General features: G+C 56.2%; 25 protein-coding genes and 1 pseudogene. All 26 read right to left on the bottom strand.

The features are described from left to right. Window positions 1–2: 2 nt before the first annotated feature. Window positions 3–392, bottom strand: a complete 390-nt coding sequence (gene rpsK, locus ACNFBR_RS24075) for a 30S ribosomal protein S11 (RefSeq protein WP_003255454.1) — start codon at window positions 390–392, stop codon at window positions 3–5. 18 nt (window positions 393–410) lie between these two features. Next, window positions 411–767, bottom strand: a complete 357-nt coding sequence (rpsM, locus tag ACNFBR_RS24070) for a 30S ribosomal protein S13 (RefSeq protein WP_003255457.1) — start codon at window positions 765–767, stop codon at window positions 411–413. A gap of 131 nt (window positions 768–898) precedes the next feature. Beyond that, a complete protein-coding gene (gene rpmJ / locus ACNFBR_RS24065) occupies window positions 899–1015 on the bottom strand; it encodes a 50S ribosomal protein L36 (RefSeq protein WP_002555468.1) in 117 nt (38 codons plus the stop codon). 28 nt (window positions 1016–1043) lie between these two features. After that, entirely contained in the window at window positions 1044–2375 is a 1332-nt protein-coding gene (gene secY, locus ACNFBR_RS24060) for a preprotein translocase subunit SecY (protein ID WP_003257108.1), read from the bottom strand. Next, entirely contained in the window at window positions 2376–2810 is a 435-nt protein-coding gene (gene rplO, locus ACNFBR_RS24055) for a 50S ribosomal protein L15 (RefSeq protein WP_003255461.1), read from the bottom strand. Between the two features lie 3 nt (window positions 2811–2813). Further along, window positions 2814–2990 carry a 50S ribosomal protein L30 gene (gene rpmD, locus ACNFBR_RS24050; protein WP_003255463.1) on the bottom strand — a complete coding sequence of 59 codons (177 nt, stop codon included), beginning with the start codon at window positions 2988–2990 and terminating at the stop codon, window positions 2814–2816. A gap of 2 nt (window positions 2991–2992) precedes the next feature. Further along, complete coding sequence (rpsE, locus tag ACNFBR_RS24045) at window positions 2993–3493, bottom strand: 30S ribosomal protein S5 (protein ID WP_003255465.1); 501 nt, start codon at window positions 3491–3493, stop codon at window positions 2993–2995. A gap of 3 nt (window positions 3494–3496) precedes the next feature. After that, entirely contained in the window at window positions 3497–3847 is a 351-nt protein-coding gene (gene rplR / locus ACNFBR_RS24040; RefSeq protein WP_003255467.1) for a 50S ribosomal protein L18, read from the bottom strand. A 10-nt stretch (window positions 3848–3857) separates the two neighbouring features. Next, window positions 3858–4391 carry a 50S ribosomal protein L6 gene (gene rplF, locus ACNFBR_RS24035; RefSeq protein ID WP_003255469.1) on the bottom strand — a complete coding sequence of 178 codons (534 nt, stop codon included), beginning with the start codon at window positions 4389–4391 and terminating at the stop codon, window positions 3858–3860. A 12-nt stretch (window positions 4392–4403) separates the two neighbouring features. After that, entirely contained in the window at window positions 4404–4796 is a 393-nt protein-coding gene (gene rpsH / locus ACNFBR_RS24030; protein ID WP_003255471.1) for a 30S ribosomal protein S8, read from the bottom strand. A gap of 209 nt (window positions 4797–5005) precedes the next feature. Continuing rightward, window positions 5006–5311, bottom strand: coding sequence for a 30S ribosomal protein S14 (gene rpsN / locus ACNFBR_RS24025; RefSeq protein ID WP_009681970.1), 306 nt, complete (start codon window positions 5309–5311; stop codon window positions 5006–5008). Window positions 5312–5324: 13 nt separating this feature from the next. Then, window positions 5325–5864 (bottom strand): 50S ribosomal protein L5, encoded by a 540-nt coding sequence (gene rplE / locus ACNFBR_RS24020; RefSeq protein ID WP_003255474.1) that lies wholly within the window; start codon window positions 5862–5864, stop codon window positions 5325–5327. A gap of 20 nt (window positions 5865–5884) precedes the next feature. Continuing rightward, the gene (gene rplX / locus ACNFBR_RS24015; RefSeq protein ID WP_003255476.1) at window positions 5885–6199 is read right to left on the bottom strand and encodes a 50S ribosomal protein L24; all 315 of its coding nucleotides are present in this window, start codon (window positions 6197–6199) and stop codon (window positions 5885–5887) included. Between the two features lie 11 nt (window positions 6200–6210). Then, entirely contained in the window at window positions 6211–6579 is a 369-nt protein-coding gene (gene rplN, locus ACNFBR_RS24010) for a 50S ribosomal protein L14 (protein WP_002555479.1), read from the bottom strand. Window positions 6580–6602: 23 nt separating this feature from the next. Next, window positions 6603–6869 (bottom strand): 30S ribosomal protein S17, encoded by a 267-nt coding sequence (gene rpsQ, locus ACNFBR_RS24005; protein WP_003255478.1) that lies wholly within the window; start codon window positions 6867–6869, stop codon window positions 6603–6605. Window positions 6870–6871: 2 nt separating this feature from the next. Further along, on the bottom strand, window positions 6872–7063 hold the full coding sequence (rpmC, locus tag ACNFBR_RS24000; protein WP_002555481.1) for a 50S ribosomal protein L29: 192 nt from the start codon (window positions 7061–7063) through the stop codon (window positions 6872–6874). Then, window positions 7063–7476: a 50S ribosomal protein L16 gene (gene rplP, locus ACNFBR_RS23995; protein ID WP_003255479.1), complete on the bottom strand. Its 414-nt coding sequence runs from the start codon at window positions 7474–7476 to the stop codon at window positions 7063–7065. The genes rpmC and rplP overlap by 1 nt, the downstream gene beginning before the upstream one ends. 12 nt (window positions 7477–7488) lie before the next feature. After that, window positions 7489–8175: a 30S ribosomal protein S3 gene (gene rpsC / locus ACNFBR_RS23990; RefSeq protein WP_003255481.1), complete on the bottom strand. Its 687-nt coding sequence runs from the start codon at window positions 8173–8175 to the stop codon at window positions 7489–7491. Between the two features lie 13 nt (window positions 8176–8188). Next, on the bottom strand, window positions 8189–8521 hold the full coding sequence (gene rplV, locus ACNFBR_RS23985) for a 50S ribosomal protein L22 (protein WP_003103908.1): 333 nt from the start codon (window positions 8519–8521) through the stop codon (window positions 8189–8191). 11 nt (window positions 8522–8532) lie between these two features. Beyond that, window positions 8533–8808 carry a 30S ribosomal protein S19 gene (gene rpsS, locus ACNFBR_RS23980; RefSeq protein WP_003255482.1) on the bottom strand — a complete coding sequence of 92 codons (276 nt, stop codon included), beginning with the start codon at window positions 8806–8808 and terminating at the stop codon, window positions 8533–8535. A gap of 16 nt (window positions 8809–8824) precedes the next feature. Beyond that, complete coding sequence (gene rplB, locus ACNFBR_RS23975) at window positions 8825–9649, bottom strand: 50S ribosomal protein L2 (RefSeq protein WP_003255483.1); 825 nt, start codon at window positions 9647–9649, stop codon at window positions 8825–8827. A gap of 14 nt (window positions 9650–9663) precedes the next feature. Beyond that, window positions 9664–9963, bottom strand: coding sequence for a 50S ribosomal protein L23 (rplW, locus tag ACNFBR_RS23970; protein WP_003255484.1), 300 nt, complete (start codon window positions 9961–9963; stop codon window positions 9664–9666). Next, on the bottom strand, window positions 9960–10562 hold the full coding sequence (rplD, locus tag ACNFBR_RS23965) for a 50S ribosomal protein L4 (RefSeq protein ID WP_003255485.1): 603 nt from the start codon (window positions 10560–10562) through the stop codon (window positions 9960–9962). Before rplD ends, rplW begins: the two co-directional genes overlap by 4 nt. A gap of 12 nt (window positions 10563–10574) precedes the next feature. Then, window positions 10575–11210: a 50S ribosomal protein L3 gene (gene rplC / locus ACNFBR_RS23960; RefSeq protein WP_003255486.1), complete on the bottom strand. Its 636-nt coding sequence runs from the start codon at window positions 11208–11210 to the stop codon at window positions 10575–10577. Between the two features lie 80 nt (window positions 11211–11290). Next, window positions 11291–11602, bottom strand: a complete 312-nt coding sequence (rpsJ, locus tag ACNFBR_RS23955) for a 30S ribosomal protein S10 (protein ID WP_003186070.1) — start codon at window positions 11600–11602, stop codon at window positions 11291–11293. A gap of 141 nt (window positions 11603–11743) precedes the next feature. Next, a pseudogene (locus ACNFBR_RS23950) lies at window positions 11744–12098 on the bottom strand (elongation factor Tu); the annotation flags it as partial.

Genomic DNA, 12098 nt, shown 5'->3' with positions numbered 1-12098 from the left:
GATTACACGCGACGCTTCTTCGGCGGACGGCACCCGTTGTGCGGGATAGGCGTCACGTCGGTGATGCTGGCGATCTTGTAGCCGCAGCTGTTCAATGCACGAACGGCGGACTCACGACCTGGACCTGGACCCTTGACGTTAACGTCGAGGTTCTTCAGACCGTATTCCAGCGCAGCTTGACCAGCACGCTCAGCAGCGATCTGAGCTGCGAACGGGGTGGATTTGCGCGAACCACGGAAACCCGAACCACCGGAGGTCGCCCAGGACAAAGCGTTGCCCTGACGGTCGGTGATGGTCACGATGGTGTTGTTGAAAGACGCATGGATGTGGGCGATGCCATCAACCACTGTCTTTTTGACTTTCTTACGAGGACGAGCAGCAGGTTTTGCCATGTCTATATTCCTGGGCGATTACTTGCGGATCGGCTTACGCGGGCCCTTACGGGTGCGTGCGTTGGTCTTGGTGCGCTGACCGCGAACCGGCAGACCTTTACGATGACGCAGGCCGCGGTAGCAACCCAGGTCCATCAAGCGCTTGATCTTCATGTTGATGTCACGACGCAGGTCACCTTCGGTGGTGAACTTCGCAACTTCGCCACGCAGGGTTTCGATTTGCTCGTCGCTCAGATCCTTGATCTTAGCGGCTGGGTTTACACCAGCGTCTGCACAGATCTTCTGTGCAGTTGTGCGACCGACACCATAGATGTAGGTCAGCGAGATAACAGTATGCTTGTTATCTGGAATGTTGACGCCTGCAATACGGGCCATTCAGTGGGACTCCAATTGACAGCTACCTACGCCCCGGAAGCCAAGAAATAGGGCGCGAGATAATATCGCTGTAGAAACGAATAATCAACCCAGCAGCACACTAGCTGCTGGGTTTGAAGCGCAGATCACACTCAGCCTTGGCGCTGTTTGTGACGCGGTTCCGCGCTGCAGATCACTCGTACGACGCCTTCGCGACGGATGATCTTGCAGTTACGGCACAGCTTTTTCACCGATGCACGAACTTTCATTACCGACTCCTCGAACCTTAGGGGCGTATCAGCGCAGCAGACCGCTGCCACCGTAGCCTTTCAGGTTGGCTTTCTTCATCAGGGATTCGTACTGGTGCGAAACGAGGTGCGATTGTACTTGGGACATGAAGTCCATCACAACCACTACCACAATCAGCAACGAGGTCCCGCCAAGGTAGAACGGCACATTTGCTGCCACCACCAGGAACTGGGGCAGAAGGCAGACGGCCATCATGTAAAGAGCACCGAACATGGTCAAACGGGTCAGAACGCCATCAATGTAGCGCGCCGACTGCTCACCAGGACGGATACCCGGAATAAAGGCACCGGACTTCTTCAGGTTTTCCGCTACGTCTTTCGGGTTGAACATCAACGCTGTGTAGAAGAAGCAGAAGAAAATGATCCCTGCACTAAACAGCAAAATGTTCAACGGCTGACCAGGAGCGATCGACTGCGAGATGTCCTGCAGCCAGCCCATACCTTCGGACTGACCGAACCAGGCACCCAGCGAAGCCGGGAACAGCAGAATGCTGCTCGCGAAAATGGCTGGGATAACCCCCGCCATGTTCACCTTCAACGGCAAGTGGCTGGTCTGCGCAGCGAAGACCTTACGGCCCTGCTGACGCTTGGCGTAGTGAACGGCGATACGACGCTGACCACGCTCAATGAACACCACGAAACCGATAATCGCTACTGCCAGCAAACCGATAGCGACCAAGGCGAAAATGTTGATATCGCCTGTGCGTGCAGACTCGAAAGACTGCCCGATTGCTCTCGGAAGACCGGCAACGATACCTGCGAAGATCAACATCGAGATACCGTTGCCCACACCGCGCTCGGTGATCTGCTCGCCCAGCCACATCATGAACATCGCGCCCGCCACGAAGGTGGAGACGGCGACGACATGGAAGCCCAGGCCCACAGAAAACGCCACGCCCTGGTTGGCCAGGCCAATGGACATGCCAATGGCTTGAACCAGTGCCAGGATAACGGTGCCGTAGCGGGTGTACTGGCTGATCTTGCGACGGCCAGCTTCACCTTCCTTCTTCAACTGCTCCAGTTGCGGGCTGACCGCGGTCATCAGCTGCATGATGATCGATGCCGAAATGTACGGCATGATCCCCAGTGCAAAGATGCTCATACGCTCGAGCGCGCCACCGGAAAACATGTTGAACAAGCTAAGAATGGTCCCCTCATTCTGCCGAAACAGATCCGCCAGACGGTCCGGATTGATGCCGGGAACCGGGATATGCGCACCTATCCGATAGACGATGATCGCCATGAACAGAAAGCGCAGACGAGCCCAGAGTTCCGACATCCCGCCCTTACCGAGCGAAGAGAGAGCACCTTGCTTAGCCATTTATTCCTCGAATTTGCCGCCAGCTGCTTCGATAGCCGCACGCGCACCCTTGGTGGCTGCGATACCCTTGATGGTGACTGCGCGAGTAACTTCGCCAGACAGCATGATTTTCACACGCTGAATGTGCTGGTTGATCACGTTGGCATCCTTCAGGGATTGCACGGAGATCACGTCGCCTTCCACTTTGGCCAGCTCGGACAGACGCACTTCAGCGCGGTCCATGGCTTTCAGGGAAACGAAGCCGAACTTCGGCAGACGACGGTGCAGCGGCTGTTGACCGCCTTCGAAGCCAGGAGCGATCGAACCACCCGAACGGGAAGTCTGACCTTTGTGGCCACGGCCGCCGGTCTTACCCAGACCGCTACCGATACCACGACCTGGACGATGCTTCTCGCGACGGGAACCCGGCGCTGGACTCAGATCATTGAGTTTCATCGATTAGCCCTCGACCTTCAGCATGTAGTAAGCCTTGTTGATCATCCCGCGGTTCTCAGGAGTATCTTGGACTTCTACAGTGTGACCGATGCGACGCAGACCCAGGCCTTTAACACACAGTTTGTGGTTAGGCAGACGGCCCGAGACGCTCTTGATCAGCGTTACTTTTACGGTTGCCATGATCAGAAGATCTCCTCGACGCTCTTGCCGCGCTTGGCAGCAATGGATTCAGGAGATTGCATGGCTTTCAGACCCTTGAAGGTGGCGTAAACCACGTTCACTGGGTTGGTCGAACCGTAGCACTTGGCCAGAACGTTCTGAACACCAGCAACTTCCAGGACAGCACGCATTGCGCCACCGGCGATGATACCGGTACCTTCCGAGGCAGGCTGCATGTAAACCTTCGAGGCGCCGTGGGCAGCCTTGGTGGCGTACTGCAGGGTGGTGCCCTTCAGGTCAACCTGGATCATGTTGCGGCGAGCAGCTTCCATGGCTTTCTGAATCGCGGCAGGTACTTCGCGCGACTTGCCACGGCCGAAGCCAACACGACCTTTACCATCACCTACCACGGTCAGCGCGGTGAAGGTGAAGATACGGCCGCCTTTTACGGTTTTGGCAACGCGGTTAACTTGAACCAGCTTCTCGATGTAGCCTTCGTCGCGCTTTTGATCGTTATTTGCCATAACTTAGAACTCCAGCCCGCCTTCACGAGCAGCATCAGCCAGCGCTTTGACGCGGCCATGGTACTTGAAGCCGGAACGGTCAAAGGCAACTTGAGATACACCGGCGGCTTTCGCACGCTCAGCTACCAGCTTGCCAACCTTAGTGGCCGCGTCGATGTTGCCAGTGGCGCCATCACGCAGGTCTTTGTCCAAGGTCGAGGCGCTTGCCAGAACCTTGCTGCCGTCGGCCGAAATGACCTGGGCGTAGATGTGCTGCGAGGAGCGGAACACGCACAGGCGCACGACTTCGAGTTCGTGCATCTTGAGACGTGCTTTGCGAGCGCGACGCAGTCGAATAACTTTTTTGTCGGTCATTTACTAGGCCCTACTTCTTCTTGGCTTCTTTACGACGGACTACTTCGTCCGCGTAACGCACACCTTTACCTTTGTAAGGCTCTGGCGGACGGAAGTCGCGGATTTCAGCGGCCACCTGACCTACCAGCTGCTTATCGATACCCTTGATCAGGATGTCGGTCTGGCTAGGCGTTTCAGCGGTGATACCGGCTGGCAGTTCGTAGTCCACTGGGTGAGAGAAGCCCAGGGCCAGGTTCAGGACGGTGCCTTTGGCCTGTGCCTTGTAACCAACACCGACCAGCTGGAGCTTACGCTCGAAGCCTTGGCTTACGCCTTGGACCATGTTGTTGACCAGAGCACGGGTAGTACCGGCCATGGCACGAGCTTGCTGGTCACCATTGCGAGCGACGAAACGCAGCTCACCAGACTCTTCGGTAACTTCAACAGACGAGTGAACGTTCAGTTCGAGAGTGCCTTTGGCACCCTTCACCGAAAGCTGTTGGCCGGCGAACTTGACTTCGACACCGGATGGCAGCTTAACGGGGTTCTTAGCGACGCGAGACATGTCTATCCCCCCTTAGAACACTGTGCACAGAACTTCGCCGCCGACACCGGCAGCGCGCGCAGCGCGATCAGTCATCACACCTTTGTTGGTGGAGACGATAGACACGCCCAGACCGCCACGTACTTTCGGCAGATCGGTGACGGCCTTGTACTGGCGCAGGCCTGGACGGCTGGAGCGCTTCAGTTCCTCGATGACCGGACGGCCTTCGAAGTACTTCAGTTCGATCGACAGGGAAGGCTTGGCCTCACCAGTTACCTGGTAGCCAGCGATGTAACCTTCGTCCTTCAGAACTTTGGCAACCGCGACCTTCAGGGTAGAGGAAGGCATGCTTACGACGGACTTTTCAGCCATCTGGGCATTACGGATGCGAGTTAGCATGTCCGCTAACGGGTCCTGCATACTCATGGGCTAGATGCTCCTGATACAAGAATTATTAGCCTTGCGGCTATGACAACCACCGGAGCGGATTGGGCAAAAAACCCAGGCTCAGGTGAGCCGGTCATTCTAGACACAAGGCAGAAACGAAACAAGCCCCATATAGGGGCTTGTTTGTTGGCGAGGTCACCGGCGGTCGGAAGATTGCTCCCCTTGCGCCGGGTACCTGCCTGCAGCGATTACCAGGAGGCTTTGACCAGACCTGGTACGTCACCGCGCATTGCAGCTTGACGCAGCATGTTACGGCCCAGGCCGAACTTACGGTATACACCGTGAGGACGACCGGTCAGGCGGCAACGGTTGCGCAGGCGCGAGGCGCTAGCGTCACGTGGCTGCTTCTGCAGAGCGACAACGGCAGCGAAACGCTCTTCTGGAGAGGCGTTAACGTTGACGATGGTCGCTTTCAGCTCAGCACGCTTCTTAGCGAACTTGGCTACCGTGAGCTGACGCTTCAGCTCGCGGTTTTTCATGCTCTTCTTGGCCATTTTCCTACTCCAATCAGTTGCGGAACGGGAACTTGAAAGCACGCAGCAGAGCGCGGCCTTCGTCGTCCGAACGAGCAGTGGTGGTCAGGGTGATGTCCAAACCGCGCAGAGCATCGATCTTGTCGTAATCGATTTCCGGGAAGATGATCTGCTCTTTCACGCCCATGCTGTAGTTGCCACGGCCATCGAAGGACTTGGCATTCAGGCCGCGGAAGTCGCGAACCCGAGGCAGGGAGATCGCCAGCAGGCGGTCCAGGAATTCGTACATCTTGTCGCTACGCAGGGTCACCTTGACGCCGATCGGCCAGCCTTCGCGGACTTTGAAGCCAGCGATGGATTTGCGAGCGAAAGTCACGACCGGCTTTTGACCGGTGATCTTTTCCAGGTCGGCAACAGCGTGCTCGATGACTTTCTTGTCGCCGATCGCTTCGCCCAGACCCATGTTCAGGGTGATCTTGGTAACGCGCGGAACTTCCATCACGTTCGACAGCTTAAGTTCTTCCTTAAGCTTAGGAGCGATTTCGTTCCGGTAAATCTCTTTCAGTCGTGCCATGGTCTTCTACCTAGCAGTGTTCAAGCATCAACCGCTTTTTGGGTCGACTTGAAGACACGAATTTTTTTACCGTCTTCTACTTTGAAACCAACGCGGTCAGCCTTGTTGGTTTCGCCGTTGAAGATGGCAACGTTGGAAGCGTGCAGAGGCGCTTCTTTCTCGACGATACCGCCCTGTACGCCCGCCATCGGGTTAGGCTTGGTATGACGCTTGACCAGGTTCACACCACCGATGACCAGACGGTCATCAGCGAGAACCTTCAGCACCTTACCGCGCTTACCTTTGTCTTTGCCGGCGATCACGATGATCTCGTCGTCACGACGAATCTTTTGCATGTCGGATCTCCTTACAGCACTTCAGGGGCGAGCGAGACGATCTTCATGAACTTCTCAGTACGAAGTTCACGGGTCACTGGCCCGAAGATGCGAGTGCCGATCGGCTCTTGCTTGTTGTTCAGCAGAACAGCAGCGTTGCCGTCGAAACGAATGATGGAACCGTCAGCGCGACGAACACCGTGACGGGTGCGCACGACAACAGCAGTCATCACTTGGCCTTTTTTGACCTTACCGCGCGGAATTGCTTCCTTGACAGTAACCTTGATGATGTCACCGATGCCGGCGTAACGACGGTGCGAACCGCCGAGCACCTTGATGCACATGACGCGACGAGCGCCGCTGTTATCGGCCACATCGAGCATGGATTGAGTCTGAATCATAAAATTTCTCCGACCCCTAGCCCTTAGACTTCAACAGCGCGTTCGAGGACTTCAACCAGTGCCCAGGACTTGGTCTTGGCCAGCGGACGGGTTTCACGGATGGAAACCTTGTCGCCGATCTTGCACTGGTTGGCTTCGTCGTGCGCGTGCAGCTTAGTCGAACGCTTAACGTATTTACCGTAGATCGGGTGCTTTACGCGACGCTCGATCAGAACGGTGATGGTCTTGTCCATTTTGTCGCTGACGACACGGCCAGTCAGCGTACGGACGGTTTTTTCAGCTTCAGCCATGATCACTTACCTGCCTGCTGGTTGAGCACAGTTTTCACGCGAGCGATGTCACGCTTAACTTGCGAGAGCAGGTGCGACTGCCCCAACTGGCCAGTTGCTTTCTGCATACGCAGATTGAACTGGTCGCGCAGCAAGCCGAGCAGTTGCTCGTTCAGTTGCTGTGCCGATTTTTCACGAAGTTCATTCGCTTTCATCACATCACCGTCCGCTTAACAAAGGAGGTGGCGAGAGGCAGCTTTGCAGCAGCCAGGGCGAAAGCTTCGCGCGCCAGCTCTTCAGAAACACCCTCGATCTCGTACAGGACTTTGCCTGGCTGAATCTGGGCAACCCAGTATTCCACGGAGCCCTTACCTTTACCCATACGAACCTCGAGAGGCTTCTTGGAGATCGGCTTGTCCGGGAACACACGGATCCAGATCTTACCGCCACGCTTAACGTGACGGGTCAGCGCACGACGTGCGGACTCGATCTGGCGAGCGGTGAGGCGACCGCGAGCAACAGCTTTCAGGGCGAATTCGCCGAAGCTGACTTTGCTACCGCGCAGTGCCAGACCACGGTTGTGGCCAGTCATCTGCTTGCGGAATTTTGTACGCTTTGGTTGCAACATTTGGCGTACCCCTTACTTAGCAGCTTTTTTACGAGGCGCTGGTGCTTGTGGTTTCAGTTCTTCTTGGCGACCACCAATAACTTCGCCTTTGAAGATCCAAACCTTCACACCGATCACACCGTAAGTGGTGTGAGCTTCGTAGGTGTTGTAGTCGATATCGGCACGCAGGGTGTGCAGAGGCACACGACCTTCGCGATACCACTCGGTACGAGCAATCTCAGCACCGCCGAGACGACCGCTCACCTGGATCTTGATGCCCTTGGCACCAATACGCATGGCGTTCTGTACGGCGCGCTTCATGGCGCGACGGAACATTACGCGGCGTTCCAGCTGCTGAGCTACGCTCTGCGCAACCAGCATAGCGTCGAGTTCCGGCTTGCGGATCTCTTCGATGTTGATGTGCACAGGCACACCCATCTGCTTGGTCAGGTCCTGACGCAGCTTCTCGACATCTTCACCTTTCTTACCGATAACGATACCGGGACGAGCGGTGTGGATGGTGATGCGTGCAGTTTGAGCCGGACGATGAATATCGATACGGCTTACGGACGCGCTTTTTAGTTTGTCTTGGAGGTACTCACGCGTTTTCAGATCCTTCAACAGGTAATCTGCGTAAGTAGCACCGTCTGCGTACCAGACGGAGGTGTGCTCCTTGACGATTCCCAGGCGAATGCCAGTGGGATGTACTTTCTGACCCATCTGATCGACTCCGTTACTTGTCCGCAACCTTGACAGTGATATGGCAAGACCGCTTGACGATGCGATCAGCACGGCCTTTGGCACGTGGCATGATGCGCTTCAGCGAACGCCCTTCGTTGACGAAGACGGTGGAGACCTTCAGGTCATCAACGTCTGCGCCTTCGTTGTGTTCGGCGTTGGCTACGGCCGACTCGAGGACTTTCTTCATGATTTCAGCGGCTTTTTTGCTGCTGAAGGCCAACAGGTTGAGCGCTTCGCCCACCTTCTTCCCGCGGATCTGGTCGGCGACCAAGCGGGCTTTCTGGGCGGAGATGCGAGCGCCCGACAACTTAGCGGCTACTTCCATTTCCTTACCCCTTAACGCTTGGCTTTCTTGTCAGCCACGTGCCCGCGATAGGTGCGGGTACCGGCGAACTCGCCCAGTTTGTGGCCGACCATGTCTTCGTTCACGAGAACTGGAACATGCTGGCGACCGTTATGAACCGCGATGGTCAGACCGACCATTTGTGGCAGGATCATCGAGCGACGCGACCAGGTTTTAACTGGCTTGCGATCGTTCTTCTCCACCGCCACTTCGACCTTCTTCAGCAGGTGAAGATCGATAAAAGGACCTTTTTTCAGAGAACGTGGCACTGTCGTATCCCTCTAGTTACTTGCGACGACGGACGATCATGTTGTCGGTACGCTTATTACCACGGGTTTTAGCACCCTTGGTTGGGAAGCCCCATGGCGATACCGGATGACGACCACCGGAGGTACGACCTTCACCACCACCATGTGGGTGGTCAACCGGGTTCATGGCAACGCCACGAACGGTTGGGCGAACGCCGCGCCAGCGTTTGGCACCAGCTTTACCCAGCGAACGCAGGCTGTGCTCGGAGTTCGAGACTTCGCCCAGGGTCGCACGGCACTCAGCCAGGACTTTACGCATTTCACCAGAGCGCAGACGCAGGGTCACGTAGACACCTTCGCGGGCGATCAGCTGAGCCGAAGCACCAGCGGAACGTGCGATCTGAGCACCTTTACCCGGCTTCAGTTCGATGCCGTGAATGGTGCTACCTACTGGGATGTTGCGCAGCTGCAGGGAGTTACCGGCCTTGATTGGGGCCAGGGCACCTGCGATCAGCTGGTCGCCAGCGCTCACGCCTTTAGGGGCAATGATGTAGCGACGCTCACCGTCTGCGTAGCACAGCAGGGCGATGTGAGCAGTACGGTTCGGGTCGTATTCGATACGCTCGACAGTGGCTGGGATGCCATCTTTGTCGTTGCGACGGAAGTCAACCAGACGGTAATGCTGCTTGTGACCACCACCAACGTGACGAGTGGTAATGCGGCCATTGTTGTTACGACCACCAGACTTCGATTTTTTCTCGATCAGCGGTGCGTGAGGAGCGCCTTTGTGCAGCTCCTTGTTGACCACCTTGACCACGAAACGGCGGCCAGGGGAAGTCGGTTTGCATTTAACGATTGCCATGATGCACCCCTTCCTTACTCAGCACTGCTGCTGAAATCGAGATCTTGGCCTGGCTGAAGGGAGACGATCGCCTTCTTCCAGTCATTACGCTTGCCCAGACCACGTGCGGTACGCTTGGTTTTACCCAGAACGTTAACAGTCGACACGTTTTCAACTTTTACGTTGAACAGGCCTTCGACAGCTTTCTTGATTTCCAGCTTGGTTGCATCAGTAGCAACCTTGAATACGAACTGGCCTTTTTTCTCAGCCAGAACGGTAGCCTTCTCGGAAACGTGCGGGCCAAGGAGGACTTTAAATACGCGTTCCTGGTTCATCCCAGCAGCTCCTCGAATTTCTTCACGGCCGAGACAGTGATCAACACTTTCTCGTATGCGATCAGACTGACCGGGTCGGAACCTTGTACGTCACGTACGTCGACGTGCGGCAGGTTACGAGCAGCCAGGTACAGGTTCTGATCAACAGCGTCGGAAACGATCAATACGTCGCTCAGACCCATGCCGTTCAGCTTGTTCAGCAGATCTTTGGTTTTCGGTGCTTCAACAGCGAAGTCCTGAACCACGACCAGACGGTCGCTACGCACCAGCTCAGCGAGGATGGAGCGCAGGGCTGCGCGGTACATCTTCTTGTTGAGCTTCTGCGAGTGATCTTGAGGGCGAGCTGCGAAGGTTACACCACCGCCACGCCAGATCGGACCACGAGTGGTACCAGCACGAGCACGGCCAGTACCCTTCTGACGCCATGGGCGCTTACCGCCACCAGCCACGTCGGAACGGGTCTTCTGCTGCTTGGTACCCTGACGGCCGCCGGCCATGTAGGCCACGACTGCTTGGTGAACCAGCGTCTCGTTGAATTCGCCACCGAAAGTCAGTTCGGAAACTTCGATCGCCTGAGCGTCATTTACATTAAGTTGCATGTCAGTTTCCCCTTAACCGCGAGCCTTGACAGCTGGACGTACAACCACGTCGCCGCCAGTAGCGCCAGGTACGGCACCCTTGATCAGCAGCAGGTTGCGTTCAGCGTCTACGCGAACTACTTCCAGGGACTGAACAGTCACGCGCTCGGCGCCCATGTGACCGGACATCTTCTTGCCCTTGAACACACGACCAGGAGTCTGGCACTGGCCGATGGAACCAGGAACACGGTGCGACACGGAGTTACCGTGGGTGTTGTCCTGACCACGGAAGTTCCAGCGCTTGATGGTACCGGCGAAGCCTTTACCTTTGGACTGACCAGTAACGTCAACCAGCTGGCCTGCAGTGAAGAGTTCAGCTTTGATCAGATCGCCAGCCTGGAAATCGCCTTCTTCAAGACGGAACTCCCAAACACCGCGACCAGCGGCAACGTTGGCCTTGGCGAAGTGGCCTGCCTGAGCGGCAGTCACACGCGAAGCACGACGCTCGCCGACAGTGACTTGCACTGCACGGTAGCCATCGGTTTCTTCAGTTTTGAACTGGGTGACGCGATTCGGCTCGATCTCAATGACCGTGACCGGAATGGAGACACCTTCTTCGGTGAAAATGCGGGTCATACCGCACTTGCGACCGATTACACCAATAGTCATGTTGTAAACCTCATGAGTGTACGGGGCTTTCACCCGCTATGGCCGCCCATTTCAGAGCGTTACACGACTAGACCGAAGTCTTAGCCGAGGCTGATCTGTACTTCCACACCTGCCGCCAGATCAAGCTTCATCAGCGCGTCAACGGTTTTATCCGTTGGCTGGACGATGTCCAGAACACGCTTATGAGTGCGAATCTCGTACTGGTCACGCGCGTCTTTGTTGACGTGCGGGGAGACCAGAACGGTGAAACGCTCTTTGCGGGTAGGCAGTGGAATTGGACCACGCACTTGTGCACCAGTACGTTTCGCGGTTTCCACGATTTCCTGGGTGGATTGGTCGATCAGGCGATGGTCGAAAGCCTTCAACCTGATACGGATTTGCTGATTTTGCATTGGATTTCAGACTCCAGGCTGTTCCCAACGGACGCACTACGCCCGCTAAAAGGAGGCGTGATTCTATAGACGCCCCCATTTAGTGTCAACCCAATAAAAAAAACCCCCGCTGAGCGGGGGTTTTTTCAATCGGTCGAGTGATTACTCGATGATTTTGGCCACAACGCCGGCGCCGACGGTACGACCGCCTTCACGGATAGCGAAGCGCAGACCGTCTTCCATTGCGATGGTCTTGATCAGGGTAACAGTCATCTGAATGTTGTCACCTGGCATTACCATTTCAACGCCTTCCGGCAGTTCGCAGTTACCGGTCACGTCAGTGGTACGGAAGTAGAACTGAGGACGGTAGCCTTTGAAGAACGGAGTGTGACGGCCGCCTTCTTCCTTCGACAGAACGTAGACTTCTGCGGTGAACTTGGTGTGCGGCTTGACCGAACCTGGCTTGACCAGAACCTGGCCACGCTCAACGTCGTCACGCTTGGTACCACGCAGCAGA

The organism is Pseudomonas sp. NY11955, assembly GCF_048068035.1.
Classification (GTDB): domain Bacteria; phylum Pseudomonadota; class Gammaproteobacteria; order Pseudomonadales; family Pseudomonadaceae; genus Aquipseudomonas.
Note: the sequence above shows the minus strand (reverse complement) of the source record. Positions and strands in the feature narration are given on the sequence as shown.

Excerpts from the sequence above, each read along its gene's own strand:
- rpsK (WP_003255454.1), bottom strand. The coding sequence starts at position 392 with ATGGCAAAACCTGCTGCTCGTCCTCGTAAGAAAGTCAAAAAGACAGTG.
- rpsM (WP_003255457.1), bottom strand. The coding sequence starts at position 767 with ATGGCCCGTATTGCAGGCGTCAACATTCCAGATAACAAGCATACTGTT.
- rpmJ (WP_002555468.1), bottom strand. The coding sequence starts at position 1,015 with ATGAAAGTTCGTGCATCGGTGAAAAAGCTGTGCCGTAACTGCAAGATC.
- secY (WP_003257108.1), bottom strand. The coding sequence starts at position 2,375 with ATGGCTAAGCAAGGTGCTCTCTCTTCGCTCGGTAAGGGCGGGATGTCG.
- rplO (WP_003255461.1), bottom strand. The coding sequence starts at position 2,810 with ATGAAACTCAATGATCTGAGTCCAGCGCCGGGTTCCCGTCGCGAGAAG.
- rpmD (WP_003255463.1), bottom strand. The coding sequence starts at position 2,990 with ATGGCAACCGTAAAAGTAACGCTGATCAAGAGCGTCTCGGGCCGTCTG.
- rpsE (WP_003255465.1), bottom strand. The coding sequence starts at position 3,493 with ATGGCAAATAACGATCAAAAGCGCGACGAAGGCTACATCGAGAAGCTG.
- rplR (WP_003255467.1), bottom strand. The coding sequence starts at position 3,847 with ATGACCGACAAAAAAGTTATTCGACTGCGTCGCGCTCGCAAAGCACGT.
- rplF (WP_003255469.1), bottom strand. The coding sequence starts at position 4,391 with ATGTCTCGCGTCGCTAAGAACCCCGTTAAGCTGCCATCCGGTGTCGAA.
- rpsH (WP_003255471.1), bottom strand. The coding sequence starts at position 4,796 with ATGAGTATGCAGGACCCGTTAGCGGACATGCTAACTCGCATCCGTAAT.
- rpsN (WP_009681970.1), bottom strand. The coding sequence starts at position 5,311 with ATGGCCAAGAAGAGCATGAAAAACCGCGAGCTGAAGCGTCAGCTCACG.
- rplE (WP_003255474.1), bottom strand. The coding sequence starts at position 5,864 with ATGGCACGACTGAAAGAGATTTACCGGAACGAAATCGCTCCTAAGCTT.
- rplX (WP_003255476.1), bottom strand. The coding sequence starts at position 6,199 with ATGCAAAAGATTCGTCGTGACGACGAGATCATCGTGATCGCCGGCAAA.
- rplN (WP_002555479.1), bottom strand. The coding sequence starts at position 6,579 with ATGATTCAGACTCAATCCATGCTCGATGTGGCCGATAACAGCGGCGCT.
- rpsQ (WP_003255478.1), bottom strand. The coding sequence starts at position 6,869 with ATGGCTGAAGCTGAAAAAACCGTCCGTACGCTGACTGGCCGTGTCGTC.
- rpmC (WP_002555481.1), bottom strand. The coding sequence starts at position 7,063 with ATGAAAGCGAATGAACTTCGTGAAAAATCGGCACAGCAACTGAACGAG.
- rplP (WP_003255479.1), bottom strand. The coding sequence starts at position 7,476 with ATGTTGCAACCAAAGCGTACAAAATTCCGCAAGCAGATGACTGGCCAC.
- rpsC (WP_003255481.1), bottom strand. The coding sequence starts at position 8,175 with ATGGGTCAGAAAGTACATCCCACTGGCATTCGCCTGGGAATCGTCAAG.
- rplV (WP_003103908.1), bottom strand. The coding sequence starts at position 8,521 with ATGGAAGTAGCCGCTAAGTTGTCGGGCGCTCGCATCTCCGCCCAGAAA.
- rplB (WP_003255483.1), bottom strand. The coding sequence starts at position 9,649 with ATGGCAATCGTTAAATGCAAACCGACTTCCCCTGGCCGCCGTTTCGTG.
- rplW (WP_003255484.1), bottom strand. The coding sequence starts at position 9,963 with ATGAACCAGGAACGCGTATTTAAAGTCCTCCTTGGCCCGCACGTTTCC.
- rplD (WP_003255485.1), bottom strand. The coding sequence starts at position 10,562 with ATGCAACTTAATGTAAATGACGCTCAGGCGATCGAAGTTTCCGAACTG.
- rplC (WP_003255486.1), bottom strand. The coding sequence starts at position 11,210 with ATGACTATTGGTGTAATCGGTCGCAAGTGCGGTATGACCCGCATTTTC.
- rpsJ (WP_003186070.1), bottom strand. The coding sequence starts at position 11,602 with ATGCAAAATCAGCAAATCCGTATCAGGTTGAAGGCTTTCGACCATCGC.